The 25,421-nt window shown below is 73.5% G+C and carries 22 protein-coding genes; 11 read left to right on the top strand and 11 right to left on the bottom strand.

The genetic code is table 11. The features are described 5' to 3' along the window. Positions 1-15: 15 nt before the first annotated feature. A complete protein-coding gene (locus M0638_RS13450) occupies positions 16-957 on the bottom strand; it encodes a ketopantoate reductase family protein (RefSeq protein WP_248667512.1) in 942 nt (313 codons plus the stop codon). 325 nt (positions 958-1,282) lie between these two features. Between M0638_RS13450 and M0638_RS13445 the strand changes: the two genes are divergently transcribed. Beyond that, positions 1,283-2,125 carry an aldo/keto reductase gene (locus tag M0638_RS13445; protein ID WP_248667511.1) on the top strand — a complete coding sequence of 281 codons (843 nt, stop codon included), beginning with the start codon at positions 1,283-1,285 and terminating at the stop codon, positions 2,123-2,125. Between the two features lie 140 nt (positions 2,126-2,265). On the opposite strand, the gene M0638_RS13440 is transcribed toward M0638_RS13445, so the two are convergent. From M0638_RS13440 to M0638_RS13430, 3 genes are all read right to left on the bottom strand, one after another. Then, positions 2,266-3,678, bottom strand: coding sequence for a TRAP transporter large permease (locus M0638_RS13440; protein WP_248667510.1), 1,413 nt, complete (start codon positions 3,676-3,678; stop codon positions 2,266-2,268). 66 nt (positions 3,679-3,744) lie between these two features. Next, a complete protein-coding gene (locus M0638_RS13435) occupies positions 3,745-4,293 on the bottom strand; it encodes a TRAP transporter small permease subunit (RefSeq protein WP_248667509.1) in 549 nt (182 codons plus the stop codon). Positions 4,294-4,443: 150 nt separating this feature from the next. Next, a complete protein-coding gene (locus M0638_RS13430) occupies positions 4,444-5,541 on the bottom strand; it encodes a TRAP transporter substrate-binding protein (protein WP_248667508.1) in 1,098 nt (365 codons plus the stop codon). Between the two features lie 349 nt (positions 5,542-5,890). On the opposite strand from M0638_RS13430, the gene M0638_RS13425 reads away from it, so the two are divergent. Next, positions 5,891-8,014, top strand: a complete 2,124-nt coding sequence (locus M0638_RS13425; RefSeq protein WP_248667507.1) for a proton-conducting transporter transmembrane domain-containing protein — start codon at positions 5,891-5,893, stop codon at positions 8,012-8,014. A gap of 2 nt (positions 8,015-8,016) precedes the next feature. After that, a complete protein-coding gene (locus M0638_RS13420) occupies positions 8,017-8,988 on the top strand; it encodes a respiratory chain complex I subunit 1 family protein (protein WP_248667506.1) in 972 nt (323 codons plus the stop codon). An 87-nt stretch (positions 8,989-9,075) separates the two neighbouring features. Here the strand turns inward: M0638_RS13420 and M0638_RS13415 are convergent, their stop codons facing one another. Both M0638_RS13415 and M0638_RS13410 read right to left on the bottom strand, forming a co-directional pair. Then, positions 9,076-9,789: a response regulator transcription factor gene (locus M0638_RS13415; protein ID WP_248667505.1), complete on the bottom strand. Its 714-nt coding sequence runs from the start codon at positions 9,787-9,789 to the stop codon at positions 9,076-9,078. Continuing rightward, a complete protein-coding gene (locus M0638_RS13410) occupies positions 9,786-10,358 on the bottom strand; it encodes a MarR family winged helix-turn-helix transcriptional regulator (protein ID WP_456316040.1) in 573 nt (190 codons plus the stop codon). Before M0638_RS13410 ends, M0638_RS13415 begins: the two co-directional genes overlap by 4 nt. Before the next feature lie 101 nt (positions 10,359-10,459). On the opposite strand from M0638_RS13410, the gene M0638_RS13405 reads away from it, so the two are divergent. Continuing rightward, a complete protein-coding gene (locus tag M0638_RS13405) occupies positions 10,460-11,419 on the top strand; it encodes a branched-chain amino acid aminotransferase (protein ID WP_248667504.1) in 960 nt (319 codons plus the stop codon). On the opposite strand, the gene M0638_RS13400 is transcribed toward M0638_RS13405, so the two are convergent. The 4 genes from M0638_RS13400 to trpS form a co-directional block, all read right to left on the bottom strand. Beyond that, the gene (locus tag M0638_RS13400) at positions 11,362-12,156 is read right to left on the bottom strand and encodes an SDR family NAD(P)-dependent oxidoreductase (RefSeq protein ID WP_248667503.1); all 795 of its coding nucleotides are present in this window, start codon (positions 12,154-12,156) and stop codon (positions 11,362-11,364) included. The two genes, M0638_RS13405 and M0638_RS13400, sit on opposite strands and share 58 nt — an antisense overlap. A gap of 251 nt (positions 12,157-12,407) precedes the next feature. After that, a complete protein-coding gene (locus M0638_RS13395) occupies positions 12,408-12,932 on the bottom strand; it encodes a carboxymuconolactone decarboxylase family protein (protein ID WP_248667502.1) in 525 nt (174 codons plus the stop codon). 20 nt (positions 12,933-12,952) lie between these two features. Then, positions 12,953-13,756, bottom strand: a complete 804-nt coding sequence (locus M0638_RS13390) for an SDR family NAD(P)-dependent oxidoreductase (RefSeq protein WP_248667501.1) — start codon at positions 13,754-13,756, stop codon at positions 12,953-12,955. A 490-nt stretch (positions 13,757-14,246) separates the two neighbouring features. Beyond that, the gene (trpS, locus tag M0638_RS13385; RefSeq protein ID WP_248667500.1) at positions 14,247-15,245 is read right to left on the bottom strand and encodes a tryptophan--tRNA ligase; all 999 of its coding nucleotides are present in this window, start codon (positions 15,243-15,245) and stop codon (positions 14,247-14,249) included. Between the two features lie 546 nt (positions 15,246-15,791). Here trpS and M0638_RS13380 point away from each other — a divergent pair. The 6 genes from M0638_RS13380 (at position 15,792) to M0638_RS13355 (ending at position 22,822) form a co-directional block, all read left to right on the top strand. Next, complete coding sequence (locus tag M0638_RS13380; RefSeq protein WP_248667499.1) at positions 15,792-16,964, top strand: diaminopropionate ammonia-lyase; 1,173 nt, start codon at positions 15,792-15,794, stop codon at positions 16,962-16,964. Positions 16,965-17,279: 315 nt separating this feature from the next. After that, positions 17,280-18,653, top strand: a complete 1,374-nt coding sequence (ugpB, locus tag M0638_RS13375; RefSeq protein ID WP_248667498.1) for a sn-glycerol-3-phosphate ABC transporter substrate-binding protein UgpB — start codon at positions 17,280-17,282, stop codon at positions 18,651-18,653. Between the two features lie 39 nt (positions 18,654-18,692). Next, positions 18,693-19,574 (top strand): sn-glycerol-3-phosphate ABC transporter permease UgpA, encoded by an 882-nt coding sequence (ugpA, locus tag M0638_RS13370; protein WP_248667497.1) that lies wholly within the window; start codon positions 18,693-18,695, stop codon positions 19,572-19,574. Beyond that, positions 19,574-20,482 carry a sn-glycerol-3-phosphate ABC transporter permease UgpE gene (ugpE, locus tag M0638_RS13365; protein ID WP_248667496.1) on the top strand — a complete coding sequence of 303 codons (909 nt, stop codon included), beginning with the start codon at positions 19,574-19,576 and terminating at the stop codon, positions 20,480-20,482. The genes ugpA and ugpE overlap by 1 nt, the downstream gene beginning before the upstream one ends. A 3-nt stretch (positions 20,483-20,485) precedes the next feature. Continuing rightward, positions 20,486-21,598, top strand: a complete 1,113-nt coding sequence (gene ugpC, locus M0638_RS13360; RefSeq protein ID WP_345893026.1) for a sn-glycerol-3-phosphate ABC transporter ATP-binding protein UgpC — start codon at positions 20,486-20,488, stop codon at positions 21,596-21,598. A gap of 216 nt (positions 21,599-21,814) precedes the next feature. Next, positions 21,815-22,822 carry a Bug family tripartite tricarboxylate transporter substrate binding protein gene (locus M0638_RS13355; protein WP_248667495.1) on the top strand — a complete coding sequence of 336 codons (1,008 nt, stop codon included), beginning with the start codon at positions 21,815-21,817 and terminating at the stop codon, positions 22,820-22,822. Between the two features lie 34 nt (positions 22,823-22,856). Here M0638_RS13355 and uvsE read toward each other — a convergent pair whose 3' ends face one another. After that, positions 22,857-23,903, bottom strand: a complete 1,047-nt coding sequence (uvsE, locus tag M0638_RS13350; protein WP_248667494.1) for a UV DNA damage repair endonuclease UvsE — start codon at positions 23,901-23,903, stop codon at positions 22,857-22,859. A 292-nt stretch (positions 23,904-24,195) separates the two neighbouring features. Between uvsE and M0638_RS13345 the strand changes: the two genes are divergently transcribed. Further along, a complete protein-coding gene (locus tag M0638_RS13345; RefSeq protein WP_248667493.1) occupies positions 24,196-25,071 on the top strand; it encodes an SH3 domain-containing protein in 876 nt (291 codons plus the stop codon). The last annotated feature ends 350 nt before the right edge of the window (positions 25,072-25,421 follow it).

Genomic DNA, 25,421 nt, shown 5'->3' with positions numbered 1-25,421 from the left:
CGGCGCCGGGCCGGTTCAGCGCGGCAGCCGGCCCGCCGCGCGTCGCTGCTCGTAGCTCTTGCCGTGGACGTAGGCCGCCTCGTGCAGCGTGGGATCGACGCCGGCGGCGCGCACCGCCTCCAGCAGCGTGCCGACGACGTGGTCCACCTCGATGCGGCCGCCCGCCTCCAGGTCGCGCAGCATGGAGGCGTTGGCGCCGGAGCCGGGGTCGGCGAACATCTTCCGGTAGCTGTCGAGGGCGGCGGGCTTGAGGGGGTAGCCGGCGGCCTCGGCGGCGGTGGCGCTGCCTTCCAGCATGCGCTGCAGCAGCGCCGTGCCGCCGCCGCGCACGATCTCGCCCAGCGTCGCGCGCATCAGCACCGAGGCGGCGGCGAGCGTGCCGAGGAAGACCAGCTTGTCCCACATCTGCGCGCGGATGTCGGGCACGGCGCGGGCCTGCACGGAATCGTTCGGCGCGGCGCGGAACGCGGCCTGCAACGCCTCGACGCGCGGCGACATGGTGCCGTCCAGCTCGCCGAAGGTGATGGCGCGGAACTGGTCGAAGTGGCGGATCGTGCCGTCCGGCGTCAGCGTCGCGTTGATGCGGGCGAGACCGCCGAGGACGCGGCCCTGGCCGAAGGCGGCTTCCAGCGCCTGGATGTGCGTCAGCCCGTTCAGCACCGGCAGGATCGCGGTGCGCCCATCCACGGCGGGGCGGATCGCGGCGATGGAATCCTCGAGGTCGTAGGCCTTGCAGCTCAGCAGCACCACGTCCCAGCCCGGGCCGACCGTCTCGGCGGTGACGGTCTCGACGGGGCGGCGGAGGGCGCCGAACGGGCTCTCGATCACGAGCCCGTCCCGCGCGAGCTGCTCCCGGCGGCGCGGCCGCACCAGGAACACCGGCGAGGCGCCGCCCTCCAGCAGCCGGCCGCCGAAATAGCCGCCGAGCGCGCCCGCGCCCAGGATCAGGATGCGCATGCCGGGAACCTCATCATGCTGCGTTGTCTTGTCGTGCCGAGGGTAGTCGGCGGCGGCGGGGGTGCCTACAGCGAACCGCAGTCTGGTTGGGACTGCGTTTCGCTGTCGCTCGTTGTTCTCGGCGCGGATTCACGCCGCCGGGCGTGTCCGCCCGCCGGCGATCCGCTCTAGAGCCGATCCAGCCTGACCGTATCAGGCCGGAACGGCTCTAGCCTTTTGATTTTTCGCATTTTCCGAGCCGCTGAGCGAGGACGCTCAGCTTGAAAATGCTCCAGACGCCGGGGCCGTGGCTGGGCTGTCCGGCGCGCGAGAGGGAGTTGCCGCCATGCGTAGCGTGAATCTGGCCGACGGCACCGCGGTCCCGGTGATCGGGCAGGGAACCTGGTACATGGGCGAGCGCCGCGACGCGGCGGCGCGAGAGGCGGAGGCGCTGCGCCTCGGCCTCGACCTCGGCATGACGCTGATCGACACGGCCGAGATGTACGCCGAGGGCGGCGCCGAGACGGTGGTGGGCGAGGCGATCGCGGGGCGGCGCGACGAGGTGTTCCTCGTCTCCAAGGTCTACCCGCACAATGCGAGCCGGCGCGGCGTGGCGGCGGCCTGCGAGCGCAGCCTGAAGCGGCTGCGGACCGACCGGATCGACCTCTACCTGCTGCACTGGCGCGGCGGCGTGCCGCTCGCCGAGACGGTGGCGGGGTTCGAGGCGCTGCGCGCGGCGGGCAAGATACGCCGCTGGGGCGTCTCCAACCTCGACGTGGACGATCTGGAGGAGCTGGGGGCGGCGGCGCCAGGGGCGTCGGGCGACTGCGCCACCGACCAGGTGCTCTACAACCTGGAGCATCGCGGCCCGGAATTCGACCTGCTGCCCTGGTGCCGGGCGCGCGGCATGCCGGTGATGGCCTATTCGCCGGTGGGGCAGGGGGGCGCGCTGCTGCGGCACCCGGCGCTGGCGGCGGTGGCGAAGCGGCACGGCGTGACGCCGGCGCAGGCGGCGCTGGCCTGGGCGGTGCGCGGCGATGGCGTGGTGGCGATCCCGAAGGCGTCGGACCCGGCGCATGTGCGGCAGAACGCGGCGGCGGCGGGGATCGTGCTCCCGGCGGAGGATCTGGCGGCGCTGGACGCGGCCTTCCCGCCGCCGAAGCGCAAGCGGGCGCTGGCGATGCTGTAGCGCGCCACGCCCGGCGGCCGGCCGGACAGGGCCCGGAATTGGCCGGGGCGCGCCGGCTGCCGCCGGCGCGCCCCGTTGCCGTCTCCGCGACGTTCCTTCCGGAAGCGGGCCTCCCGGAAGCGGGCCTCCTGGAAGCGGGCCTACTGGAAGCTGGGCGGCGGCAGGTCCTCCGGCTGGTCCTGCATCGGGATCTCGATGCGCACCGTGGAGGGATCGACGCCGGTGCCCTTGTCGATCCAGTAGGTCACGCTCTCCGGCCAGATGATGACGATCGCCACCAGCGCGAGCTGGAGGAACACCCAGGGGATGGCGCCCCAGTAGATGTCGGACGAGCGGACCTCCTTCGGCGCGATGCCGCGCAGGTAGAACAGCGCGAAGCCGAAGGGCGGGTGCATGAAGCTGGTCTGCATGTTCACGCAGAGCAGCACGCCGAACCAGACGAGGTCGATGCCGAGCTTGGCCGCCACGGGCGCCAGCAGCGGGATGATGATGAAGGCGATCTCGAAGAAGTCGAGGAAGAAGGCCAGGAAGAAGACGAAGATGTTGACGACGACGAGGAAGCCGATCTGGCCGCCCGGCAGGTGCGACAGGATGTGCTCGATCCAGAGGCCGCCGTCCACGCCCTGGAACACCAGGCTGAACACGGTGGAGCCGACCAGGATGAAGATCACCATCGCCGTGATGCGCATGGTGTTCTCGGTGGCCTGGCGGATCAGCGGCCAGGTCAGGCGGCGGTTGATCGCGGCCAGGACCACGGCACCGACCGCGCCCATGGCGCCCGCCTCGGTCGGCGTCGCGAGGCCCATGAAGATGGTGCCGAGCACGAGGAAGATCAGCACCACCGAAGGGACCATGCCCTTCAGCACCTTCCAGATCAGGGGCCATCCCATCTCGCCGCGCGCCTCCGGCGGCAGCGGCGGCACCTTGTGCGGCTGGACGATCGAGACGACGACGATGTAGCCGATGAAGAGCAGGATCTGCAGGATGGAGGGGCCGATCGCGCCCGCGTACATGTCGCCGACCGACTTGCCGAGCTGGTCGCCCAGCACGATCAGCACGAGGCTGGGCGGGATCACCTGCGTGATGGTGCCCGAGGCCGCGATCACGCCCGTGGCCAGGCGCATGTCGTAGCCGTAGCGCATCATGATCGGCAGGCTGATCATGCCCATCGCGATCACCGAGGCGGCGACGGTGCCGGTGATGGCGCCGAGCACGGCGCCCACCAGGATCACCGCGTAGGCGAGGCCGCCGGGGATCTTGCCGAAGAGCTGGCCGGTGCCCTCCAGCAGGTCCTCGGCCAGGCCGCAGCGCTCCAGGATCGCCCCCATCAGGGTGAAGAAGGGGATCGAGAGCAGCAGGTCGTTCGACATGATGCCGAAGACGCGCAGCGGCAGGTTGCCGAGATAGGCCTCCGTGAAGAAGCCCTGCTCGATCGAGACGAAGCCGAAGAACAGCCCGGTCGCGGCGAGGGAGAAGGCGACCGGGAAGCCGATCAGCAGGAACAGCACGAGGCCGCCGAACATCAGCGGCGGCATGATCTCAAGCGTCAGCATCGCGCGGGGTGACCTGGATTCGGGGAGCGGGGAGGGCGAGGCGGCGGTGTTCGTCGTGCCGTCGCATCACTGCTCCGGCCGCACGTATTCGGTGACCACCTCGATCTCCGGCTTGTCGCCGCGCAGCAGCGCGATGCGCTTGACCAGCTCCGACAGGCCCTGGAGGGAGAGCAGGAAGAAGCCCACCGGCAGCACCAGCTTGACCGGCCAGCGCAGCAGGCCGCCGGCGTTGGGCGAGCCCTCCATGCGCACGAAGCTGTCGAGGAAGAAGGGCCAGGTCATCCAGGTGAGCAGGATGGTCGCCGGCAGCAGGAAGACGATGATGCCGAACACGTCCACCCAGAGCCGCGCCCGCTGCGGCAGGTTGCCGTAGACGAGGTCGACGCGCACGTGCTCGTTGCGGAACAGCGTGTAGGGCGCGCCGAACATCACGATCACGGCGAACAGGTACCATTGCACCTCGAGCCAGGCGTTCGAGCTGTAGCTGATGCCGTAGCGGACGAAGGCGTTGCCCGCGCTGATCGCGCAGGAGGCCAGGACCGCGAAGTCGGCGAGCTTGCCGACGGCGGCGTTCAGCCCATCCACGGCACGGCTGAAGGCGAGAAAGGGACCCATCCCGGGCGGACTCCTTGCGATCGGCGGCGGGGCGCGGGCACGATGCCCGGCCTCGCCAACGCCCGGCACGGCAGCGGCCACCGAGGCGCCGTCACCGTGCCGCTCTGCGGTCTCCCCGCCGCCCGCTCCTGGCTTCCGGGCGGCGGCGGCTCAGGGCCGGCGCTGCTCCTGCGCCTGCATCGAGAAGACGAAATTGTCGAAGGTGTTCTCGGCCACGCGGAACCACTGGTACTGCGTGTCGCGGAAGGCCTTGAAGTGGTCGTAGATCTTCCTGAAGCCGGGGTTCTGCGCGGAGATCTCGCCGAACAGCTCGCCGGAGGCGCGGTAGCAGGCCTGCATCACCTCGCGCGGGTAGGGGCGCAGCAGCGTGCCGCCCGCGACCAGCCGGCGCAGCGCGGCCGGGTTCTGCACGTCGTACTTGGCCATGGTGACGATGGTGGCGTCCCGGCAGGCGCTTTCCAGCGCCTCGCGGTAGAGCGGCGGCAGCTCCGCGTGCTTCTGCTTGTTCACGTAGAAGGAGAGGTTGAGGTTCCCCTCCCACCAGCCCGGATAGTAGTAGTACTGCGCCACGCGCTGGAAGCCGAGCTTCTCGTCGTCGTAGGGGCCGACCCACTCGGCGCCGTCGATCGTGCCCTTCTCCAGCGCCGGGTAGATGTCGCCGCCCGCGATCTGCTGCGGCACCACGCCGAGCTTCTGCATCACGTTGCCCGCCAGCCCGGCGATGCGCATCTTGAGGCCGTTGAGGTCCTGCACGGACTTGATCTCGCGCCGGAACCAGCCGCCCATCTGCGCGCCCGTGTTGCCGGCGGGGATGGAGACGATGCCGTAGCCGTCGAAGAACTCGCGCAGCTGCTCGCGCCCGCCGCCCTCCTGCAGCCAGGCGTTCATCTGCCGCATGTTGAAGCCGAACGGCACCACGGCATCGAGCGCGAAGGTCGGGTCCTTGCCGACGAAGTAGTAGGAGGCGGTGTGGCCGCAATCCACCGTGCCGGCCTGCACGGCGTTGGCGACCTCGAGGCCCGGCACCAGCTCGCCGGCGGCGAAGACGCGGATCTGGAATTTGTTGTCGGTGAGGGCCGCGACCCGCCGCGCGACGTGCTCGCCCGCGCCGAAGATGGTGTCGAGCGACTTCGGGAAGGAGCTGGCGCAGCGCCAGCGGACCTCGGGGGCGCTCTGGGCGACGGCCGGTGCGGCGAGGGCCGCCGTGCCGGCCAGGGCACCTCCTGCGACGAACCGGCGGCGATCCATGGAGCGTCTCCTTGCTGGGCGGCGCGGCACGGCCGGCGCGCATAGGGCCGGTTCCTTAGCGGCTGGCGCAAGAATTGGAAAGCGTGTGCACGGCTGGCATCCGGTATGCTGCGATGCAGCGCGTGGTTGCGGCGCGTCGCGTGGTCGCCATACCGCAGGTTGATTCGATCCGGAAAGGAGCGGCCGGTGCGGCCCTGCCGGCGAAGGGCCGTGCTCCTGTCGAAGACGGGGGCGAAGACCGGGGCCGAAGATCGGGACGAGAACCGGGGGCGCCGGCGGCGCACGCGGCGTCTCGCCAGCACGTTCGCGCCTGCTATCCTGCGGCCGTGCCGCGATCCCCGGATGGCCCGTGCTGACCGCTTACGTGCTGCTGCTCGCCGTCCTGGTCGGCCTCGCCCTGGCGGCGCCGTTCCTGGCCGGGCGGCGGCACGGCAGCGTGGCGCTGCACGCGGGGGGCGGGCTCGTCGCGCTCGCCATGGCGGCGCTGGCGCTGGCCGCGCTGCTCGGCGTCGGCGCGCCGCATGCCGGGCTGACCCTGCCGCTCGGCCCGCCCGGCGGCGCCGCGTCGCGGCTCGCGCTCGACGGGCTCTCGGCCTGGTTCCTGCTGCTGCTGGGCCTGTCCGGCAGCGCCACCGCGCTCTTCGCCCTGGGCCATGCCCTGCCCCGGCCGAATCGTCGCCACCACGCGGCAGGCCCGGCCGACCGCGCGCCGGTGCTGGCGGCGCAGCCGCTGTTCCTGGCCGGCATGGCGCTGACCCTGCTGGCGGCCGATGCCTACACCCTGCTCGCCGGGTTCGAGCTGATGTCGCTCGCCTCCTGGGTGCTGGTGGCGGCGGATCACGAGGTGGCCGAGAACCGCGCCGCCGCGCGGCTCTACCTGATCGTCGCCGCCTGCGGCGCGGTGGCGCTGATCCTGGCCTTCGGCCTGCTCGGCGCGGGCGCCGCCACCGGAACGCCCGCTGGTGCGTCTGCCGGCACACCCCCCGGCACGCCCGGCGGCCTCGGCATGGATCTCGCCTTCGCCGCGCTGCGCGCGGCCCCGCCGGAGGGCTGGCGCGCCGTCGCGGTGCTGCTGCTGGTGCTGGCCGGCGCCGGTGCCAAGGCGGGGCTGGTGCCGCTGCATGTCTGGCTGCCGCTGGCGCACCCCGCCGCGCCCTCGCACGTCTCGGCGCTGATGTCGGGGGCGATGACCAAGGTCTCGCTCTACGTGCTGGCGCGCGTGGCGCTGGATCTCTGCGGCCCGGCGCAGCCGGTCTGGTGGGGCGTGCCGATCCTCGCCGCCGGCGTCGCCGCCGCCCTGCTCGGCGCCCTGCGCGCCACGCAGGAGAGCGACGCCAAGGTGCTGCTGGCCTGCTCGACCATCGAGAATGTCGGGCTGGTGGCGGCGGGCCTCGGCCTCGCCGCCGCCTTCCGGGGCGCCGATCTCGGGCCGCTCGCGGCGCTCGCCGCCGGCGCCGCGCTGCTGCACGCGCTGAACCACGGCGTGTTCAAGACCCTGCTCTTCCTCGCCGCCGGCGAGGTGCTGCACGGCGCGGCCACCCGCCGGCTGGACCGCATGGGCGGGCTGATCCGCACCATGCCCTGGACCGCCGCCTGCGCCCTGGTCGGCATCGCCGCCGCGGCCGCGCTGCCGCCGCTCTCGGGCTTCGCCTCGGAATGGCTGCTGCTGCAGGCGCTGCTGGCGGCGCCGCGTGTCGGCGACCTCGCCTTCCAGCTCGTCGCGGCGGCGGCGGCGGCCTGCATCGGGCTGGCCGTGGCGCTTGCCTCGGCGGCGATGGTGCGCCTGTTCGGCCTCGCCTTCCTCGGCCGCTTCCGCACCCCGCGCGCGGCCGGCGCCGAGGACGGCCCGCCGGTCGCGCGCTGGGCGCTGGCGCTGCCCGCCGCGCTGACCGTGCTGCTCGGCCTGATCCCGGGCCCGCTGCTCGACCTCGCCGTGCCGGCGCTGCGCCCGCTGGTGGGCGGCACCGGCCTGCCGGGCCCGCAGGCCTTCTCGCTGGCCGCCGCCGAGGGGCCGCGCTACCTGCCGCTGCCGCTGGCGCTGCTGCTGGGCCTTGCCGGCGGCGCGCTGGTGCTGCTGCTGCGTGCCCGCTCGCCGGCCGGCGTCGAGACCGGGCCGGCCTGGGATTGCGGCTTCATCCCGCCGCCGGCGCACCTGCCCTTCGGTGACCCGCTGACCCAGCCCGATGCCGCCGGCTTCGCGCAGCCGCTGCGCCGCATGCTGGCCGGCCCCCTGCTGCGCCGTGCCGACCGTGACGCACCGGACCGTTCCTCCCTGGACCGTCCCGGCCACGGCCCGCCCGCGTTGCGCGATCCGGCCTGGGTGCTGCTCTTCGTGCCCGCCGCCCGGCTGCGCGACGCGCTGGCGGCGCAGGCGGAGCGGCTGCGCGGCTTCACCATCCGCCGCTGCCTGACGCTCAGCTTCGCCACGCTGGTGCTGCTGCTGGCCGCCATCGCCTGGCTGGAGCGCGGCTGAGCATGGCCACGCCGCTTTCCCTGCTCGGCGCCGTCCTCGCGCAGATCCTGCACGTCGCGCTGGTGCTGGTGGCGGCGCCCTTCCTGCTCGGCGTGCTGGAATGGCTGCGGGCGCGGCTGCTCGGCTTCCGCGGCGCCTCGCCCCGGCAGCCCTGGCGCGACCTGCTGCGGCTGCTGCGCAAGCGCCCGGTGCTGGCCGAGAGCGCCTCCTGGATCTCGCGCGCCGCGCCCTACGCGGCGGTGGCGGCGACGGCGGTCGCGGCCGCGCTGGTGCCCGGCTTCGCGCGCGGCATGGCGCTGGCGCCGCTCTCGGACCTGCTCGTGGTCGCCGGGCTGCTGGGCGTCGCGCGCGTCGCGCTCGCGCTCGCCGGCATGGATGCGGGCACCGCCTTCGGCGGCCTCGGCGCGGCGCGCGAGATGGCCTTCGCCGCCTTCGCCGAGCCCGCCCTGCTGCTGGCGGCGATGAGCTTCGCCATCCTCACCGGCAGCACCAACATCGACTTCATCGCCACCGCCTTCGCCGGCGGGGCGCCGGGGCTGCGCGTCTCGCTCGCCCTGGCGCTGCTGGCGCTGCTGGCGGTGGCGCTGGCCGAGAACGGCCGCATCCCGGTGGACAACCCGGCGACGCACCTTGAGCTGACCATGGTGCACGAGGCGATGCTGCTGGAGGCCTCCGGTCGCCACCTCGCGCTCTGGCAGTACGCGGCCGCGCTGCGCCTGCTGCTCTGGCTCGCGCTGCTGAACGCGCTGTTCCTGCCCTACGGCACCGCGCCGGCCGCCGCCGGGCCGCTGGCCTGGGTGGTGGCGGCGGTGCTGTGGGCGGGCAGGATGCTGCTGCTCGCCGCCGCGCTCGCCGTGTTCGAGCGCGCCATCGCCAAGATGCGGGTGTTCCGGGTGCCGGAATTCCTCGGCGCGGCGCTGCTGCTCGGGCTGCTCGGGGCGGTGCTGCTGTTCGTCAGCACGGGGCTGACCTGAGGCGGGGCGCTTCGGGGAGGGCGCCGCCTGTCCCAGGCCCCGGCAAGGGGCGGGATCGCCTGCCGGGGTCCGGGGCGGCCGCCCCGGTCAGCTCCCCGGCCGCAGCACGTAGCCCCGGTGCCGCACCGTCTGCAGGAAGCGCGGCTCGCGCGGGTCGATCTCGATCTTGCGCCGCAGCCGCGTGACCTGCACGTCGATCGCGCGCTCGCCGGCCTCCGGCGTGCCGAGCGCCTGGGCGATGTCCTCGCGCGAGAGCACCTCGCCCGGCCGCAGCGCCAGGGCGCGCAGCAGCGCCGCCTCGCCGCCGGTCAGCCGCACCGTGCCCTCGGGGCCGCGCAGCTCGGCGCGCTCGGGGTCGAACCAGTGGGGGCCGAGCTGCACCACGCTCGGCGCGGGCGAGGCCGGCGGCGGCGCCACGCGCCGCAGGATGGCGCGGATGCGCTGCGCCAGCTCGCGCGGGTCGAAGGGCTTGGCGAGGTAGTCGTCGGCACCGTGCTCGAAGCCGGCCACCCGGTCGTCGGGCGCGCCGCGCGCGGTCAGCATCAGCACCGGCGTGTCGAGTCCGTCCCGGCGGATCGCCTCGGTGAGCTCCAGCCCCGATTCGCCGGGCATCATCACGTCCATCACGATCAGGTCGAAGGCCATCGCGCGCAGCGACTGGCGCGCCGCCGCCGAGTCGCCGGCCGCGGTGACGCGGAAGCCCTGCTCGCTGAGGAAGCGCTGCAACAGGCCGCGCAGCCGCGAATCGTCGTCCACCACCAGCAGGTGCGGCGGCTCGGCGGCCTCCGGTGGCGTGCTCATGCCCGCCGTGCCGGCCCGCCGGGCGGGGCCGTCTCCTCGATGCGGTCCATCCAGGCACGCGCCTCCCTGTTCATCAGCCCGCGCATCACCCGCCGGAACCCGTCCACCGCGGTCGGGCCGGCCTCCCGGTAGGCGGCGACCACCGTGTCGCGCTGGCGCTCGAACAGGCGCCGCTCCAGCGCGGTCCCCGGCGGGGCCAGCGAGAGCAGCCGCTGACGGCGGTCGCTGCGTCCCTGCGCCTGCAGGATGTAGCCCTGCTCGATCAGCGGCGTCAGCACCCGGTTGAGGGACTGCTTGGTGATGCCGAGGATGCCCAGCAGCTCCCCCACCGTGATGCCGGGCCGCCGGCCGACGAAGTGCAGCACGCGGTGGTGCGCCCGGCCCATCCCCAGCTCGGCCAGGATGGCGTCCGGGCCGGCGGTGAAGTCGCGGTAGCCGAAGAACAGCAGGTCCTGTGCCAGCCGCAGCTCCTCCTCCCGCAGGAACAGGTGCTGCAGCCCGGCGGCGGGCGGGGAGGCTGGTTCGGCGGCGCGCATCGTCTCGCGCCTCGTGTCCGGCGTTTGCGGCATGGCTGGGTCGCGTTCCATATAGGTCAGCTATATTGACTGAAAATTGGTTCCGATTTTACAGATTGGCCTCTGGAAGCAACAATATTGCTGAAAGCGGTGCCATGACGCTTGTTCCTTTCGACGACCGTGACGGCTGGATCTGGTTCGACGGCGCCCTCGTGCCCTGGCGCGAGGCGCGGCCGCACGTTCTCTCCCACGGGCTGCATTATGCCAGCGCCGTGTTCGAGGGCGAGCGTGCCTATGCGGGGCCCGGGGGAGGCCGGATCTTCGCGCTGCGGGCGCACACGGAGCGGCTGCTCGCCTCCGGCCGACTGCTGGGCTTCGGGATCCCCTGGGACGCGGCGGCGATCGACGCCGCCTGCGAGGCGGTGCTGGCGCGCAACGGGCTGCGGGACGCCTATCTGCGCCCGATCGCCTGGCGCGGCTCGGAGCAGATCGCGGTCTCGGCGCGGGCGACCCGGATCCACCTCGCCATCGCCGCCTGGGAATGGCCGAACCTGTTCGGCGCCGCCCGCGCGCGCGGCGTGCGGCTGGCCATGGCCGAATGGCGCCGCCCGCCGCCCGAGGCCGCGCCCACGGCGGCGAAGGCGGCCGGCCACTACATGACCGGCACCCTCTCGAAGCATGCCGCCGAGGAGGCGGGCTGCGACGACGCGCTGATGCTGGGCTGGCGCGGCCAGCTCGCGGAGGCGACCGGCGCCAACCTGTTCCTGGTGATCGACGGCGCCCTGCACACGCCCACGCCGGACTGCTTCCTCGACGGCATCACGCGGCGCGCCGTGATGGACCTCGCGCGGCGGCGGCGGATCCGGGTGGTGGAGCGCGCCATCATGCCCGGGGAGCTGGCCCTGGCGGACGAGGCGTTCCTCACCGGCACGGCGGCCGAGGTGACGCCGGTGCGCGAGATCGCCGGCCGCGCCTACGCGCCCGGCCGGATCACGGAGACGCTGATGGCCGACTACGCGGCGCTGGTGCGGGGTGCCGATGAAACCGACCGCGCGGATCAGCGCGTCGCCGCGGTCAGGCCGCCATCCACGACCAGCTCCGTGCCGGTGACGTAGCCGGCCTCGTCGGAGGCGAGGAACAGCACGGCGTGCGCCACGTCCCAGCCCGTGCCCATGCTGCCCTTCGGCACGCGGCCGTGGCGGCTGTTGACGAAGCCCTCCACGTCGCCGCCGGCGAACTGCTCGGCGAGCTTCGTCACCAGCGGCGTGTGCATCAGGCCCGGCAGCACGCAGTTGAAGCGGATGCCCTTGTCCGCGTAGCTGATCGCGGCGGTGCGGCTGAGCTGGATCACCCCCGCCTTGGCCGCCGCGTAGGCCGATTGCGGCTTGCCCGTGTAACGGATGCCCGCCGTGGAGGCGACGCTGACCACGGCGCCGCCGCCCTGCCGCAGCATCACCGGGATCACCGCGCGGCAGCACAGGAAGGCGGTCTTGAGGTTGATCTCGATCTGGTCGTCCCAGAGTTCCTCGGTCATCACGCCCGGATCGCCCGGCTCCGAGCGGCCGACATTGTTCACCAGGATGTCGACGCGGCCGAAGCGCGCCACGCAGTCGGCGACCATCGCCTCCACCTCGGCGCGGTCCGTGACGTCGGCGCGCGCGGTGTGGCAGCGCCCGCCCTCGGCCTCGATCAGGCGGCGCGTCTCGGCGGCGGCATCCTCGCTGATGTCCACGCCGTAGACCGTGGCGCCCTGGCGGGCGAACAGCACCGAGGTGGCCTTGCCGTTGCCCCAGCCCGGCGCCACCGAGCCGCAGCCGGTGACGATCGCCACCTTGCCTTCGAGGCTGAGCATGTTCTCGTGTTTCCTCCTGCCGAGGTGAGGGCATCGGGGCTCCGCCCCGGACCCCGGCAAAGAGGGCTTTGCCCTCTCTGCACTCTCCCACCAAAGGGCGAAGCCCCTTTGGAAACCCCGTTCGGGAAAAGACCGCCCGACCGTTTCAGTAACCGGCTCCGAACGAATAGAGGTCCAGGAGGGCTTCGCCCTCCTGGCGGATGGGGTTCGGGGAAGGCGGAGCCTTCCCCGGTTCCCGGATGCCCGCCGCCCTAGCGCGGGTCGTCCGCGTGGATGCGCATCGCCTCCAGGAAGCGCGACACCATGTTGTAGGCGCCGATCGTCGCGGTCAGCTCCACCAGCTCGCGCCGGTCGAACGTCTCGCGCACCGCGGCGAACACGGCGTCCGGCACGTGGATTTCGCGCGTCATCGAATCCGTGTAGGCGAGCACGGCGCGCTGGCGCGCGTCGAAGGCGTCCGAGGCCTGCCAGTTCTCCAGCGCGTCGAGCTGCGCCTGGGTGATGCCCTCGCGCAGCGCGATCGGCGCGTGCTGCGCCGCCTCGTAGGGGGCGCCGTTCAGCACCGCGACGCGCATGATGACCAGCTCGCGCAGGCTGCCGGGCAGGGTGCATTCGTGGCGGATGGCGGTGAGGTAGCGCAGCCAGCCCTCGGCGACGGGCGGGCTGTGCAGCAGCATCTGGTAGAGGTGCAGGATGCTGCCGCGCTCGCGCACGATGCGCCCGGCGATCTCCCTCACCTCGGGGGCCTCGGGATCGGCGTAGGGGATGCGGGCCATGGCGGTTTCCTCGTGTGGGTTCAGACGGGCGCGGCGGCGGCCATGCCGCCATCCACCACCAGCGCCTGGCCGGTGATGTAGGCCGCCTCGTCGGAGACCAGGAACAGCACGGCGTGGGCCACGTCCCAGCCCGTGCCCATCTTCCCCTTGGGCACCGCCGCGTCGCGCCGCGCGATCAGCGCGGCGGCGTCGTTGGCGCCGAGCTGGCGGACCAGCCGCTCCTCGACCAGCGGCGTGTGCATCAGCCCGGGCACCACCGCGTTGCAGCGGATTCCCTGCTTCGCGTAGGCCATGGCGACGGACTTCGTGAAGCCGATCACCCCGGCCTTGGCGGCGCTGTAGGCGATGTGCGCGCGCTCGCCGCTCATGCGCAGCCCGGCGATGGAGCCGAGGTTGACGATGGCGCCGCCGCCGCCGCGCAGCATCGGCGGGATGGCGTGCTTGCAGCCGAGGAAGGGCGTCTTGAGGTTGAAGTCGATCTGGCGGTCCCAGAGCGCCTCCGGCATCTCCACCGGGTTGCCGGGCGCCGAGCCGCCGACGTTGTTCACCAGGATGTCGAGCCGGCCGAAGCGTTCCGCGCAGAGCGCCATGGCGGCCTCGACCTCCTCGGCCACCAGCATGTCGCAGCGGTGCGTGACGCAGGTGCCGCCCGCCTCGGCGACCAGCCGGGCGGTCTCCGCCACCGCCGCCTCGTCGATGTCGAGCGCCAGCACCGTGGCGCCCTGGCGCGCCAGCAGCACGGCCGTCGCCTTGCCGTTGCCCCAGCCCGGCCCGACCGAGCCCGCCCCGGTGACCACGGCCACCTTGCCGGCGAGGCTCAGCACCGCGCCGCGCTCCCGGTCCGGTTCGGGGACCGCGCCGGAAGGCGGCGCGTGGCGTGCGGCGGCCGACCGGCGCCGTCATGCCCAAGGTCGTGCCCGATGCCGTACCCGATGTCGTTCCGGGCGACGGGCCGGCGGTGGGAATGGCCATGGAAGGTGGCGGCGGGGCCGTCCATGCGGCGTCTCCTCCTGGGGCCCGGCTCATGGGGCCGGGCGCTCGGCCCCTGCGCGGGGTCTCGTGCGCCGATGCTGGCAGCAAGGCGCGGGCGCGTCGATACCGGCGGCCACCGGCGGAGGCGCTACGGGAGAGCGGCCACCGCCGGTTGCCGGCCCGGCCGGTGCGCCGCCAGCCGCAGCACGAGGCGGACGCCCCCGCCGGGCAGCGCCGCCGCGCCGGCCGTCGCCGCCGCACGGGCGGGGTGGCGTGGGGTGCGGCCGGGCGGGGCGCGGCCGGTCACGCCGCGACCGGCCCCGCCGCCAGACCCGCGCTGCCTCAGCGCGGCAGGAAGCCGACCAGCGCCTCGGCCCTGCTCACGATCGGATCGGCGATGGCGTTCGCCCGCTCGGCGCCGCGGCGCAGCGCCGCGTCCACCGCGTCCGGTTCGGCCAGCAGGCGGCGCATCCGCTCGTTGATCGGATCGAGATGCGCGATCAGCGCCTCGGCCAGCACCTCCTTGAAGGCGCCGAAGCCCTTGCCGCCGTGCTCGCGGAGCACGGCCTCGGGTGCCGTGTCGGTGATCGCGGCCAGGATGCCGACGAGGTTGCGCGCCTCGGGGCGGCCCTCCAGCCCCTGGACCTCGGAAGGCAGCGGCTCGGCATCGGTGCGGGCGCGGCGGATCTTGAGCGCGATCGCCTCGGCGTCGTCGGTCAGGTTGATGCGCGACTGGTCCGAGGGATCGGACTTCGACATCTTCTTCGTGCCGTCGCGCAGCGACATCACCCGCGCGGCGACGCCCAGGATGTGCGGCTCGACATGCGGGAAGAAGTCCACGCCGTAGTCGTGGTTGAACTTCTCGGCGATGTCGTTGGCCAGCTCCAGGTGCTGCTTCTGGTCCTCGCCCACCGGCACGCGGGTCGCGTGGTAGGCGTGGATGTCGGCCGCCATCAGGTTCGGGTAGACGTAGAGGCCGCTGCTCGCGTTCTCGCGGTCCTTGCCGGCCTTGTCCTTGAACTGCGTCATGCGGTTCAGCCAGCCGAGCCGCGCCACGCAGTTGAAGATCCAGGCCAGCCGCACATGCGAGTGGACGTGGCTCTGCACGAACAGCACGCAGCGCTCGGGGTCGAGGCCGCAGGCGATCAGCGCCGCCGCCATCTCGCGGGTCTGGCGCAGCAGCTCCTTAGGGTCCTGCCAGACGGTGATGGCGTGCAGGTCGACGACGCAGAAGAGGCAGTCGTGGTCGTTCTGCATCGGCACCCAGTTGCGGATGGCGCCGAGGTAGTTGCCGAGGGTCGGGATGCCGGAGGGCTGGATGCCCGAGAGGACGCGCTGCATGTCTGGGACCGGGAAGCGAGGGAGGGGGTCGGGTATCCCTCCCGTCTCTTGCCCCGTCAACCCCGGCCGGCGGCGGAAGGGGGGCGGGCGGATGGAAGGACCGGGGTGGCCGGACCGGGTCGGGCTCCCGGTCCGGCCGCCACCCGCGCGGCGCGATGCCGCACGGGCGGACCGACGACGCGACGAGGCCGCACCGTCTTTCCCACGGAACATCGTGCCGCCCGATGGGGCAGGCGGCGCGACGTGCCATTGTAACAGGCGCCGCGGCGGTCGTGGTTCATTTGTGTGCGAAGTTTCATCCCCCGACCCGTGGCCGGGGACCAGGGGGGCCGGCCGCCCACCCCGCGCTTCCGTGGCCTGCCGGAGCGGGTTGCCCGGTCATCCGTCCGTGCGCGCACCTGCCGGGGTTCGCCCGGGGCAGGGTGCGGGGCCGGCGCCGGGCGCGGCATGGCGCCGTGCCGGCGCCGGACGCAGCATGACGCCGGGCCGCCGGACCGCATCCCCCGCCGCGTGGACGCCGAGGCGCCGGTGCCGCAAGTTGGGCGCATGTCGCCTCCGTCCTTCCCCCCGCACCCGTTCCGGCTGCTGCGCAACCCGCGGGCCGGCACGCCCGGGCTGGTGGTCCTGCCCGAGGGCGGCTTCCGCCGTGCCCGCGACGCGATCCGCGCCTGGCCCGGCTACGCGCCCACGCCGCTGCGCGACCTGCCGGACGTCGCCGCCGCCGCCGGGGTCGCCGCCGTCCACTACAAGGACGAGGGCGGTCGCTTCGGCCTCGGCTCCTTCAAGGCGCTGGGCGGCGCCTGGGCGGTGGCGCGGCTGCTGGGGGCGGAACTGGCGCGGCGCGGCGTGGCGCAGGCGGCCGACTCCGCGGCGCTGCTCGCCGGCAGCCACGCCGAGGCGACGCGCGACATCACCGTCACCTGCGCCACCGACGGCAACCACGGCCGTGCCGTGGCCTGGGGCGCGCGGCAATTCGGCTGCCGCTGCGTGATCTTCGTGCATCCCGGCGTCAGCCGGGGAAGGCGCGACGCGATGGCCGCGCTCGGCGCCGAGATCCGCGAGGCGGCGGGCAATTACGACGATGCCGTGCGCGCGGCGCAGGCGGAGGCGGAGCGGCGGGGCTGGTTCGTCGTCTCCGACACGGCCTATCCGGGCTATACCGAGGTGCCGCGCGACGTGATGCAGGGCTACCGCGTGATGGCCGACGAGGCGGCGGACCAGATCCCGGCGCCGCCCACGCACGTCTTCGTGCAGGCCGGCGTCGGCGGCGTCGCGGCCGCGGTCTCCGTGCAGATGCGGTCGCGCTACGGCCTGGATGGCCCGCTTCTCGTGGTCGCCGAGCCGGACCGCGCCGCCTGCATCCTGGCCAGCCTCTCGGCCGGCGCGCCCACCGTCGTGACCGGCGCGCTCGACACGCTGATGGCGGGGCTGGCCTGCGGCGAGCCCAGCCTGCTCGCCTGGCAGGAGCTGGAGCGCGCCGCCTTCGCCGCCATGGCGGTGCCGGACGCGGCCGCGGTGGACGCGATGCGCCTGCTCACCCGGCGCGATCCGCCGGTCACCGCCGGGGAGAGCGCCGTGGCCGGCCTCGCCGCCCTGCTGCTCGCCGCGGCCGAGGCGGAGTCGCGCGCCGCCCTCGGCCTCGGTCCCGACAGCCGGGTGCTGCTCTTCGGCACCGAGGGCGCCACCGATCCGGCGCTCTACGCGCGCCTCGTCGGCTGATCCCGGCCGCCGGCGCGCCCCGCCGTGCCGAAGGCCGGCATCGCAGGCCCGCCGTGCCGCAGGCTGGCATCGCAGACCCGCCGTGCCGAAGGCCGGCATCGCAGACCCGCCGTGCCGCAGGCCGGCATCGCAGACCCGTCACGCGACCGGCCGGCTCACCAAAGGGTGTTGCTGCGGCCGGCGCGCCGTGCGGCCGGCGACCCGCCGTGACCGCGCCGAGCCCGCTTCATCGAACCGACGCCGTCCTGTAATACCGCTGCAACGGCCGGCTCCTACCCGCACGGCCGATCCGTCCTCCGGGAGGCTTCCGCCGCCATGCCCCGTCGTCCCGCCAATGCCCTGCCGCTCGCGCGCCGCGCCGTGCTGGCAGCCGCCCCGGCGCTGCTCGCCACCCCCTCCATCGGCCGGGCGCAGGCCGCGCCGGTGGAACTGCACTTCTGGCATGGCCTGCCGCAGCCGCTCGGCGGGCTGCTGGAGGCGATGGTCGCCGCCTACAACGACAGCCAGCGCGGCGTGCGCATCGTGCCGAGCTTCCGCGGCTCCTACCCGGAGACGATGGTGGCCGCGATCGCCGCCTTCCGCGCCGGCACCGCGCCGCACATCGTGCAGATGTTCGAGGTCGGCACCGCCACCATGATGGCGGCCGGCCGCGCCGTGATCCCGGTGCACGAGCTGCTGGAGCGCACCGGCACGCGGATCGACTTCTCCGACTTCCTGCCCGCCGTTCGCGGCTACTACCAGACGGCGGACGGGAAGCAGGCCTCGATGCCGTTCAACAGCTCGACCTCGGTGATGTTCTGGAACAAGGACCATTTCCGCCAGGCCGGGCTCGACCCCGAGAAGCCGCCCACGACCTATGCCGAGCTGGAGGCGGCGATGCGCAGGCTGAAGGCCGCGAACACCGGCGCCGTGCCCTTCACCACCTCCTGGCCCACCTGGCTCAACATCGAGCAGGTCTCGGCGCTGCACGACATCCCGCTGGCGACGCTGGCCAACGGCTTCGCCGGCCTCGGCGCCGAGCTGCGCATCGACAACCCGCTGATCCGCCGCCACCTGGAGAACCTGGTGCGCTGGCAGTCCGAGGGCCTCTACCGCTACGGCGGCCGCGACAACGCCGCCGACGCGCTGCTGCCGGCCGGGCAGGCCTCGATCGTGCTCGCCTCCTCCGGCCTGCGCGCGCGCGTCGAGAAGGAGGCGCGCTTCGCCTGGGGCGAGGGCATGCTGCCCTACTACGACGACGTGCCCGGCGCGCCGATCAACTCGATCATCGGCGGCGCCTCCTTCTGGGTGATGCAGGGCGGGCCGCGCAACACGCGTTCCGAGGCCGAGATGCGCGGCATCGCCGAGTTCTTCCGCCACATCAGCCAGCCGGCGGCGCAGGCGAAGTGGCACACCGACACCGGCTACCTGCCGCTCACCCGCGCCGCCTTCGAGCAGGTGAAGGCCTCGGGCTTCTACGAGCGCAACCCCGGCGCCCAGGTCCCGATCGAGCAGCTCCTGCGCGGCGGCCGCATGACCGACAATTCGCGCGGCATCCGCCTCGGCGGCTTCGTCGAGATCCGCGTCATCATGCAGGAGGAGCTGGAGCGCGCCCTGCAGGGCCAGCAGCCGGTGGCGCAGGCGCTGGCCAACGCCACCACGCGCGGCAACCAGGTGCTGCGCAACTTCGAGCGCCAGAACCGGGCCTGAGCGCCGTGTCCGTGGATCGCGGCCGAACGGCCGCCTGACGTGCAACGCAAGGCGATCTTCGGCGGCCGCGCGCTGCCCTACGCGCTGCTGCTGCCGCAGCTCGCCGTCACGCTGGTCTTCTTCTTCTGGCCGGCGGGCATGGCGCTCTACCAGTCCGTGCTGCGCGAGGACCCGTTCGGCCTCGCCGCCGAATTCGTCTGGTTCGAGAATTTCGCCGAGGTCCTGTCGGATCCCGGCTACCTGCAATCGCTGCGCACCACGGCGGTGTTCGCCGCGTCCGTGACGCTGCTCTCGCTCTCGGCCGGGCTGTTCCTGGCGGTGCAGGCGGACAAGGTGCGCCGCGGCGCCGGGCTCTACCGCACCCTGCTGATCTGGCCCTACGCGGTGGCGCCGGCCGTCGCCGCCGTGCTGTGGCTGTTCCTGTTCCACCCCGAGATCGGCCTGCTCGGCCGCGCGCTGAACGCGGCCGGCATCCCGTGGGACTACCGGCTGAACGGCGGGCAGGCCATGGCGCTGGTGGTGCTGGCGGCGAGCTGGAAGCAGGTCTCCTACAACTTCCTGTTCTTCCTCGCCGGGCTGCACGCCATCCCGGCCAGCGTGCTGGAGGCGGCCGCGATCGACGGCGCGAAGCCCGTGCGGCGCTTCTGGACCGTGGTGTTCCCGCTGCTCTCGCCCACCACCTTCTTCCTGCTGGTGGTCAACCTCGTCTACGCCTTCTTCGACACCTTCGGCGTGATCCACGCGCTGACCCGCGGCGGGCCGGGCAATGCCACGGAGACGCTGATCTACCGCGTCTACGTGGACGGCGTGGACAACCTCGACCTCGGCGGCTCGGCGGCGCAATCGGTGATCCTGATGGCGATCGTGGTGGCGCTGACCGCGATCCAGTTCCGCTACATCGAGCGGCGGGTCCACTACTGATGCCCGAGGCGCCCGCGCCCGCGCCGGCGGCGGCCTCCCGCCGCTCCCGCCCGCCGCGCGACTGGAACCCGATCCACCGCGTCTCCTGGCGCACGCATCTGTGGCTGCTGCTCGGCGTCGCCGTGTTCTGCCTGCCGGTCTGGATCACCCTGGTCGGCTCGACGCACGACGCCTCCACCATCGGCCGCGGCGACGTGCCGCTGCTGCCGGGGGCGCAGGGGCCGGAGAATTACCGCGTCGCCTGGCTGGAGGGCGGCGGCCGCTTCCGCACCACCCCGGCCTGGCTGATGCTGAGGAACAGCATCGTCATGGCGGTGCTGATCGCCGCCGGCAAGATCGCCATCTCGCTGCTCTCGGCCTTCGCCGTGGTGTTCTTCCGCTTCCCCGGGCGGATGCTGGCCTTCTGGATGATCTTCGTCACGCTGATGCTGCCGGTGGAGGTGCGGATCATCCCCACCTTCCAGGTCATGGTCAGCCTCGGCCTCGTCAACACCATGGCCGGGCTCACCATCCCGCTGATCGCCTCGGCCACGGCGACGCTGCTGTTCCGCCAGTTCTTCCTCACCATTCCCGACGAGCTGGTGGAGGCCGCCAAGCTCGACGGCGCCGGCCCGCTGCGCTTCCTGCGCGACGTGGTGCTGCCGCTTTCCCGCACCAACATCGCGGCGCTGTTCGTGATCCTGTTCCTCTACGGCTGGAACCAGTACCTCTGGCCGCTGCTGGTGGTGAACGACCAGTCGCTGCAGACCGTCGTGCTCGGCCTCGCGCGCATGATCGGCAACGGCGATTCGCAGAACGAGTGGAACACCATCATGGCCACCGCCGTGCTCTCGCTGCTGCCGCCGGTCGCCGTGGTGGTGCTGATGCAGCGCTGGTTCGTGCGCGGCCTGACCGAGACGGAGAAGTAGCGCGTGGCCACGCTCGCCCTGGAGGGCATCCGCAAGAGCTTCGGCCCGGTCGAGGTGCTGCACGGCATCGACCTCGACGTGGCGGATGGCGAGATGATCGTGATGGTCGGCGCCTCGGGCTGCGGCAAGAGCACGCTGCTGCGCCTCGTCGCCGGGCTGGAGGTGCCGACCGAGGGCCGCATCCTGATCGGCGGCCGCGACGTCACCGCGCTGGAGCCGGCCGAGCGCGACATCGCCATGGTGTTCCAGAACTACGCGCTCTACCCGCACATGACCGTGTTCGGCAACATGGCCTACGGGCTGAAGATACGCGGCCTGCCGAGGGCCGAGATCGCGCGGCGGGTGCAGGAGGCGGCCGACCTGCTCGGCATCGGCGCGCTGCTCGACCGCCGGCCGCGCCAGCTCTCCGGCGGCCAGCGCCAGCGCGTCGCCATGGGGCGCGCCATCGTGCGCGAGCCGAAGCTGTTCCTGTTCGACGAGCCGCTCTCCAACCTCGACGCCAAGCTGCGCGTGCAGATGCGCGCCGAGATACGCCGGCTGCAGCGCCGTCTCGGCGTCACCTCGCTCTTCGTCACCCACGACCAGACCGAGGCGATGACGCTGGGCGACCGGCTGGTGGTGATGAACGCCGGCCGCGCCGCGCAGGTGGCGACGCCGATGCAGGTCTGGTCGCGCCCGGCCGACGTGTTCGTGGCCGGCTTCATCGGCAGCCCGGCCATGAACTTCCTCGACGCCACGCTGACCCATGGCGGCACCGCCGCCACGCTGCGCGCCGGCCCCGTGCTGCCCTTCGCCGATGGCCGCCGCGCCGGGCCGGAGGGCATGGGCCTCGTCCTCGGCATCCGGCCCGAGCACGTGCTGGCCGCCGCGCCGGGCGAGGCCGGGGAGTGGGAGGCCGCCGTCACCGTCGTGGTGGAACTGGCCGAGCCGCTGGGCTCGGAGACCGTGCTGCACGGCCGGCTGCCCGACGGCGAGGAGCTGACCGCCCGACTGCCGGCCGCCGAGGTGCCGGCCCTGGGGGGGGCGGCCCAGGTCTCGCTCGCCCTGCGCCTGCCGGCCGCGGCGCTGCACGTCTTCGAGGCGTCGGGCGGCCGGCGGCTCGATCCCGTTGCCTGAGCCGCAACCGCCCTGGTTGCGGCCGGTCGGTTGACGCCGCCGCCGGCTCGGGCCACCTACGTGACCGCCCTGTCATGCCGGCGCCGATGCGCCGCCCATGGCCGTTCCGTTGCGGTTGCGCGATACCGGTGCCCCGGTGGGCGCCGCCGCGCCCGAACTCAGACCGGCGCCGCCGCGCCTGAATCCAGACCGGCGCCGCCGCGCCAGGAGGAAACCATGTCCGTCCTCACCCGCCGCGATTCCCTGCGCCTCGCCGGTGCCGCCGCGCTGGCCGCGCCCCTGGTCGCCCCCCTGGTCGCCCCGGGCATCGCCCGCGCCCAGGGCAACTGGCCGAACCAGCCGATCAAGCTGGTCGTCCCCTTCGCCGCCGGCGGCCCCACCGACATCCCGGCCCGGCTGCTGGCCGAGGAGCTGGGCAAGATGCTCCCGCAGCGCGTGATCGTGGACAACCGCACCGGCTCGGGCGTGGTGGTCGGCACCGAGGTCGTGGCGAAGGCGCCGAAGGACGGCTACACCTTCCTCTACACCACGGTCGCGCACACCGTGCTGCGCGCCATGTTCGCGCGCCTGCCCTTCGACCCGGACAAGGATTTCCAGCCGGTCGCGCTGTGCGGCGTGATCCCGCTGATCCTGATGGCCTCGAAGGAACTGCCGGTGAACAACCTGCAGGATCTCATCAAGCTCTACCGCGACAACCCGGGCAAGTACGACTACGGCTCCTCGGGCAATGGCGGCGCCATGCACCTCGCGGCGGAGCTGTTCCTGAAGCAGGCGGGCGATCTGCGCGTCAACCACGTCCCCTATCGCGGCGCCGCGCCGGCCATGCCGGACCTGCTGAACGGCACGCTGTCGATGATCATGAACGTCGCCAACGACGCGCTGCCCTACGTGCAGCGCGGCCAGGTGAAGGGCCTCGGCATCAGCTCCAGCCACCGCCTGCCGCTGCTGCCGGACATGCCCACCATCGCCGAGGCGGTGCCGGGCTACGAGGCCTACACCTGGCACATGGTGATGGCGCCCGCCGGCACGCCCATGCCGATCGTCCTCGCCATGAACGAGGCGGTGAACAAGGTGATGGCGATGGACCGCGTGAAGACCCGCCTCGCCGAGCTGACCATGGAGACGCGCTCCGACACCACGCCGGAGACCGCCGCGAAGTGGCTGCGCGACGAGACCGCGAAGTGGGACCCGGTGGTGCGCGCGGCCGGCATCGTGGCGAACTGAGGCCGGGGGCGGCGCGGCCTTCCGGCCGCCCGCCTCAGGCAACCGCCATCGAGGTCGCCTCCTCGGCTTCCAGCGCCGGACGCGCCTCGTCGCGCAGGCCGAAGCGGGCCGCCACCGCCGGCGCGTAGCGCAGCAGGTCCGGCCGCAGCCGGATCAGCGCCAGGTCCTTCGCCTTGCTCTCCAGCATCACGTCGAATTCCAGCCCGTCGGCGAGGCGCATGAAGGTGATGAACTCGAACGGGTTGGCGAAGTCGGCATGGCCGGTCCAGACCGGCGCCAGCAGCGCGGTGGTGGCCTTGCCGGTCGTCCGGTCCCTGCGCCTCACCTCCCGCATCTCCGTGCGCGGCGAGGAGAAGTGCACCTTCGGCCGCACCCCGTCCGGCCAGGTGCGCAGCATGCGCGCCAGCGTGTCGCGCATGTCGAGCCCGGCCGGATTGAGGCACCAGAAGTGCTGGTGGTCGAAGATCAGCCGCACGCCGGTGTGCCCGTGGATCCAGAGTGTGTCGGCGGCCGAGAAGCGCAGGTCGTCGTGCTCCAGCACCAGGCGTCGCCGCACGGGCGCGGGCAGCCGCTTCCAGGTCTCCACCCAGCGCGCATTGCCGGCCGCCACGTCGCCGTAGGTGCCGCCGACATGGATCACCACCACCGCTTCCGGCCCCATCTCCATGCGGTCCAGCATCTCGGCCTGCGAGGCGAGGTCGCGGATGCTGCGTTCCACCAGCGCCGGGTCGGGGCTGTTCAGCACCACGAATTGCGAGGGGTGGAAGCTCAGCCGGATGTCCAGCGCCCTTGCCTTGCGGCCGACGGCGCGCAGCTCCGCATCGCTCTCGGCCACCATGCCGTGGAATTGCGGCATGTCGGGGTGGGTGGCGTAGGGGGCGAGGTCGGAGGACATCCGGTACATGCGGATGTCGTGGCGGGCGAGGTGGTCCAGCGTCGCGTCCAGGTATTCCAGCGACACCCTGAGGTGCGGGCCGCTCTGCCAGCGCCGCGTGTCGTTGCTCCGGATCTCCGGCGCGCCCAGCAGCTTGACGGGGAAGCCGAGGCGGAGCGGCGCCGTGTCGGCGGGGGCAGGGGGCATGCGTCCTCCGGGCCGGCGCGACGCCGGCCGCATGCAAGCACGCGGCGGGAGGAGGAGTTCCGCCCCCGTCGCCCGCGCTCGTCGGTCTCGGGACACGCGGGGGCGCGCGTCGGTCCCGGAACGCGCGGAGGCGCGCGTCGGTCCCGGAACGTGCGGGGCGCGCCCGTCCGGTGGGGTGGGGACCCTTCGCGGCCAGACGCGGCGCCTTCGTCCGGGACCGATCGGCCTCCGCCCCGGGCCGACGGGTTGAACCGGCGCCGCCGCGCCGCTACGCCGTGCGGGGCCGGGGCACATGCCGCCCCCGGTGCCCGCCTGGGCGCCCGTCTGGACGCCCGCTTGGGCGCCACCTGGGTGCCCGCCTGCCGCCGCGCGGCGCCCGCCGAGGAGGACCCCGACGCTGCACCCGTTCCCGACCCTCGCCCGCCTGCTGGCCGGCCTCGGCCTCGTCCTGCTCGTGGCCTGCGACGACAAGTCCGACCAGGGCCACCCGGCGGCACCCGATCTCGCCGCGCGGGCACGCCAGGCGGCGGAGGAGAAGCTGCGCTCGGGCGCGCCCGAGCCGGGCGCGGTTCGCTTCCGGGCGGTGCAGTCCTGGCCGCAGGCCATCGCGCGCACCGTCGCGGTGTGCGGGCAGGCCAACCTGACGGGCGCGGCGGACGACGCCTTCATCCCCTTCGTCTCGGTGGTGAGCTTCGAGGGCGATGCGGCGAGGGTGGACCAGCACTTCGCCACCAGCAGCCCCGAGGCGACGCGCGTCTACATCGACATCGTCACCCGGTGCTTCGAGGGCGGCGGCCCGCAATCGGCCCGGCAGATCGCCTCCTCGCCGCTGCCGCCGCTGCCCAACGATCCGCCGCGCAACTTCCAGCCGCCCGCCGCGGCGCCCCCCGCGCCGCCCCCCGGGACCGCCCGGCCCGCCGCGCCGCCGGCGGCCGCCGCGCCGTCCGTCGCGCCCGCCCCCATGCCGCCCGGCGGCGCGCAGCGCGTCACGCTGCGGCAGAACGGCAACCTGCGCAGCGCGCCGGTCGGCGGCAGCACGGTGCTGCAGGTGGTGCAGCGCGGCACGACGCTGCGCGTCTTCGGCCAGGCGCCGGGCGGCTGGTACCAAGTCGGCGGCAGCGAGCCGATCGGCTGGATCCACGGCAGCCTGCTCGACGAGGGGCAGTAGCCGCGGCGCCGGCCCGCCGGCCGGAAAAGCCGGCGCGAGGCCGCCCGTGGCGAGCCGCACTCCGGCCGCGGGACCGCAATCCGCCACAGGTCCCTGGCTTCGGAGCGGCTTCGCGCCGTCGGCCGTTTCCGCCCGCCGGCGATCCGCTCTGGAGCCGTTCGGAAAACAATGGGATGGGGCGGCACGCAGTCCCAACCGATCTGCGTTCCGCTCTGGTAGCGGCAGGCCCAGGCCGGGCGCCAGGGCGAGGCGGGCGCGGCCGCCCCCGCTCCCGGCGCGCCGCTCCGGCGCCGCCCCTTCCCGTCAGAGCATTTTCAAGCTGAGCGTACTCGCTCAGCGGCCCGGAAAAT

This window comes from Roseomonas acroporae, assembly GCF_023223525.1.
GTDB classification, from domain to species: domain Bacteria; phylum Pseudomonadota; class Alphaproteobacteria; order Acetobacterales; family Acetobacteraceae; genus Roseomonas_E; species Roseomonas_E acroporae.
This window is presented reverse-complemented; position numbering and strand designations above follow the sequence as displayed.

Coding starts and splice junctions, on each gene's coding strand:
- M0638_RS13450 (WP_248667512.1), bottom strand. CDS start 957: ATGCGCATCCTGATCCTGGGCGCGGGCGCGCTCGGCGGCTATTTCGGC.
- M0638_RS13445 (WP_248667511.1), top strand. CDS start 1,283: ATGCGTAGCGTGAATCTGGCCGACGGCACCGCGGTCCCGGTGATCGGG.
- M0638_RS13440 (WP_248667510.1), bottom strand. CDS start 3,678: ATGCTGACGCTTGAGATCATGCCGCCGCTGATGTTCGGCGGCCTCGTG.
- M0638_RS13435 (WP_248667509.1), bottom strand. CDS start 4,293: ATGGGTCCCTTTCTCGCCTTCAGCCGTGCCGTGGATGGGCTGAACGCC.
- M0638_RS13430 (WP_248667508.1), bottom strand. CDS start 5,541: ATGGATCGCCGCCGGTTCGTCGCAGGAGGTGCCCTGGCCGGCACGGCG.
- M0638_RS13420 (WP_248667506.1), top strand. CDS start 8,017: ATGGCCACGCCGCTTTCCCTGCTCGGCGCCGTCCTCGCGCAGATCCTG.
- M0638_RS13415 (WP_248667505.1), bottom strand. CDS start 9,789: ATGAGCACGCCACCGGAGGCCGCCGAGCCGCCGCACCTGCTGGTGGTG.
- M0638_RS13410 (WP_456316040.1), bottom strand. CDS start 10,358: ATGCCGCAAACGCCGGACACGAGGCGCGAGACGATGCGCGCCGCCGAA.
- M0638_RS13405 (WP_248667504.1), top strand. CDS start 10,460: ATGACGCTTGTTCCTTTCGACGACCGTGACGGCTGGATCTGGTTCGAC.
- M0638_RS13400 (WP_248667503.1), bottom strand. CDS start 12,156: ATGCTCAGCCTCGAAGGCAAGGTGGCGATCGTCACCGGCTGCGGCTCG.
- M0638_RS13395 (WP_248667502.1), bottom strand. CDS start 12,932: ATGGCCCGCATCCCCTACGCCGATCCCGAGGCCCCCGAGGTGAGGGAG.
- trpS (WP_248667500.1), bottom strand. CDS start 15,245: ATGCAGCGCGTCCTCTCGGGCATCCAGCCCTCCGGCATCCCGACCCTC.
- M0638_RS13380 (WP_248667499.1), top strand. CDS start 15,792: ATGTCGCCTCCGTCCTTCCCCCCGCACCCGTTCCGGCTGCTGCGCAAC.
- ugpB (WP_248667498.1), top strand. CDS start 17,280: ATGCCCCGTCGTCCCGCCAATGCCCTGCCGCTCGCGCGCCGCGCCGTG.
- ugpE (WP_248667496.1), top strand. CDS start 19,574: ATGCCCGAGGCGCCCGCGCCCGCGCCGGCGGCGGCCTCCCGCCGCTCC.
- M0638_RS13355 (WP_248667495.1), top strand. CDS start 21,815: ATGTCCGTCCTCACCCGCCGCGATTCCCTGCGCCTCGCCGGTGCCGCC.
- uvsE (WP_248667494.1), bottom strand. CDS start 23,903: ATGCCCCCTGCCCCCGCCGACACGGCGCCGCTCCGCCTCGGCTTCCCC.
- M0638_RS13345 (WP_248667493.1), top strand. CDS start 24,196: ATGCCGCCCCCGGTGCCCGCCTGGGCGCCCGTCTGGACGCCCGCTTGG.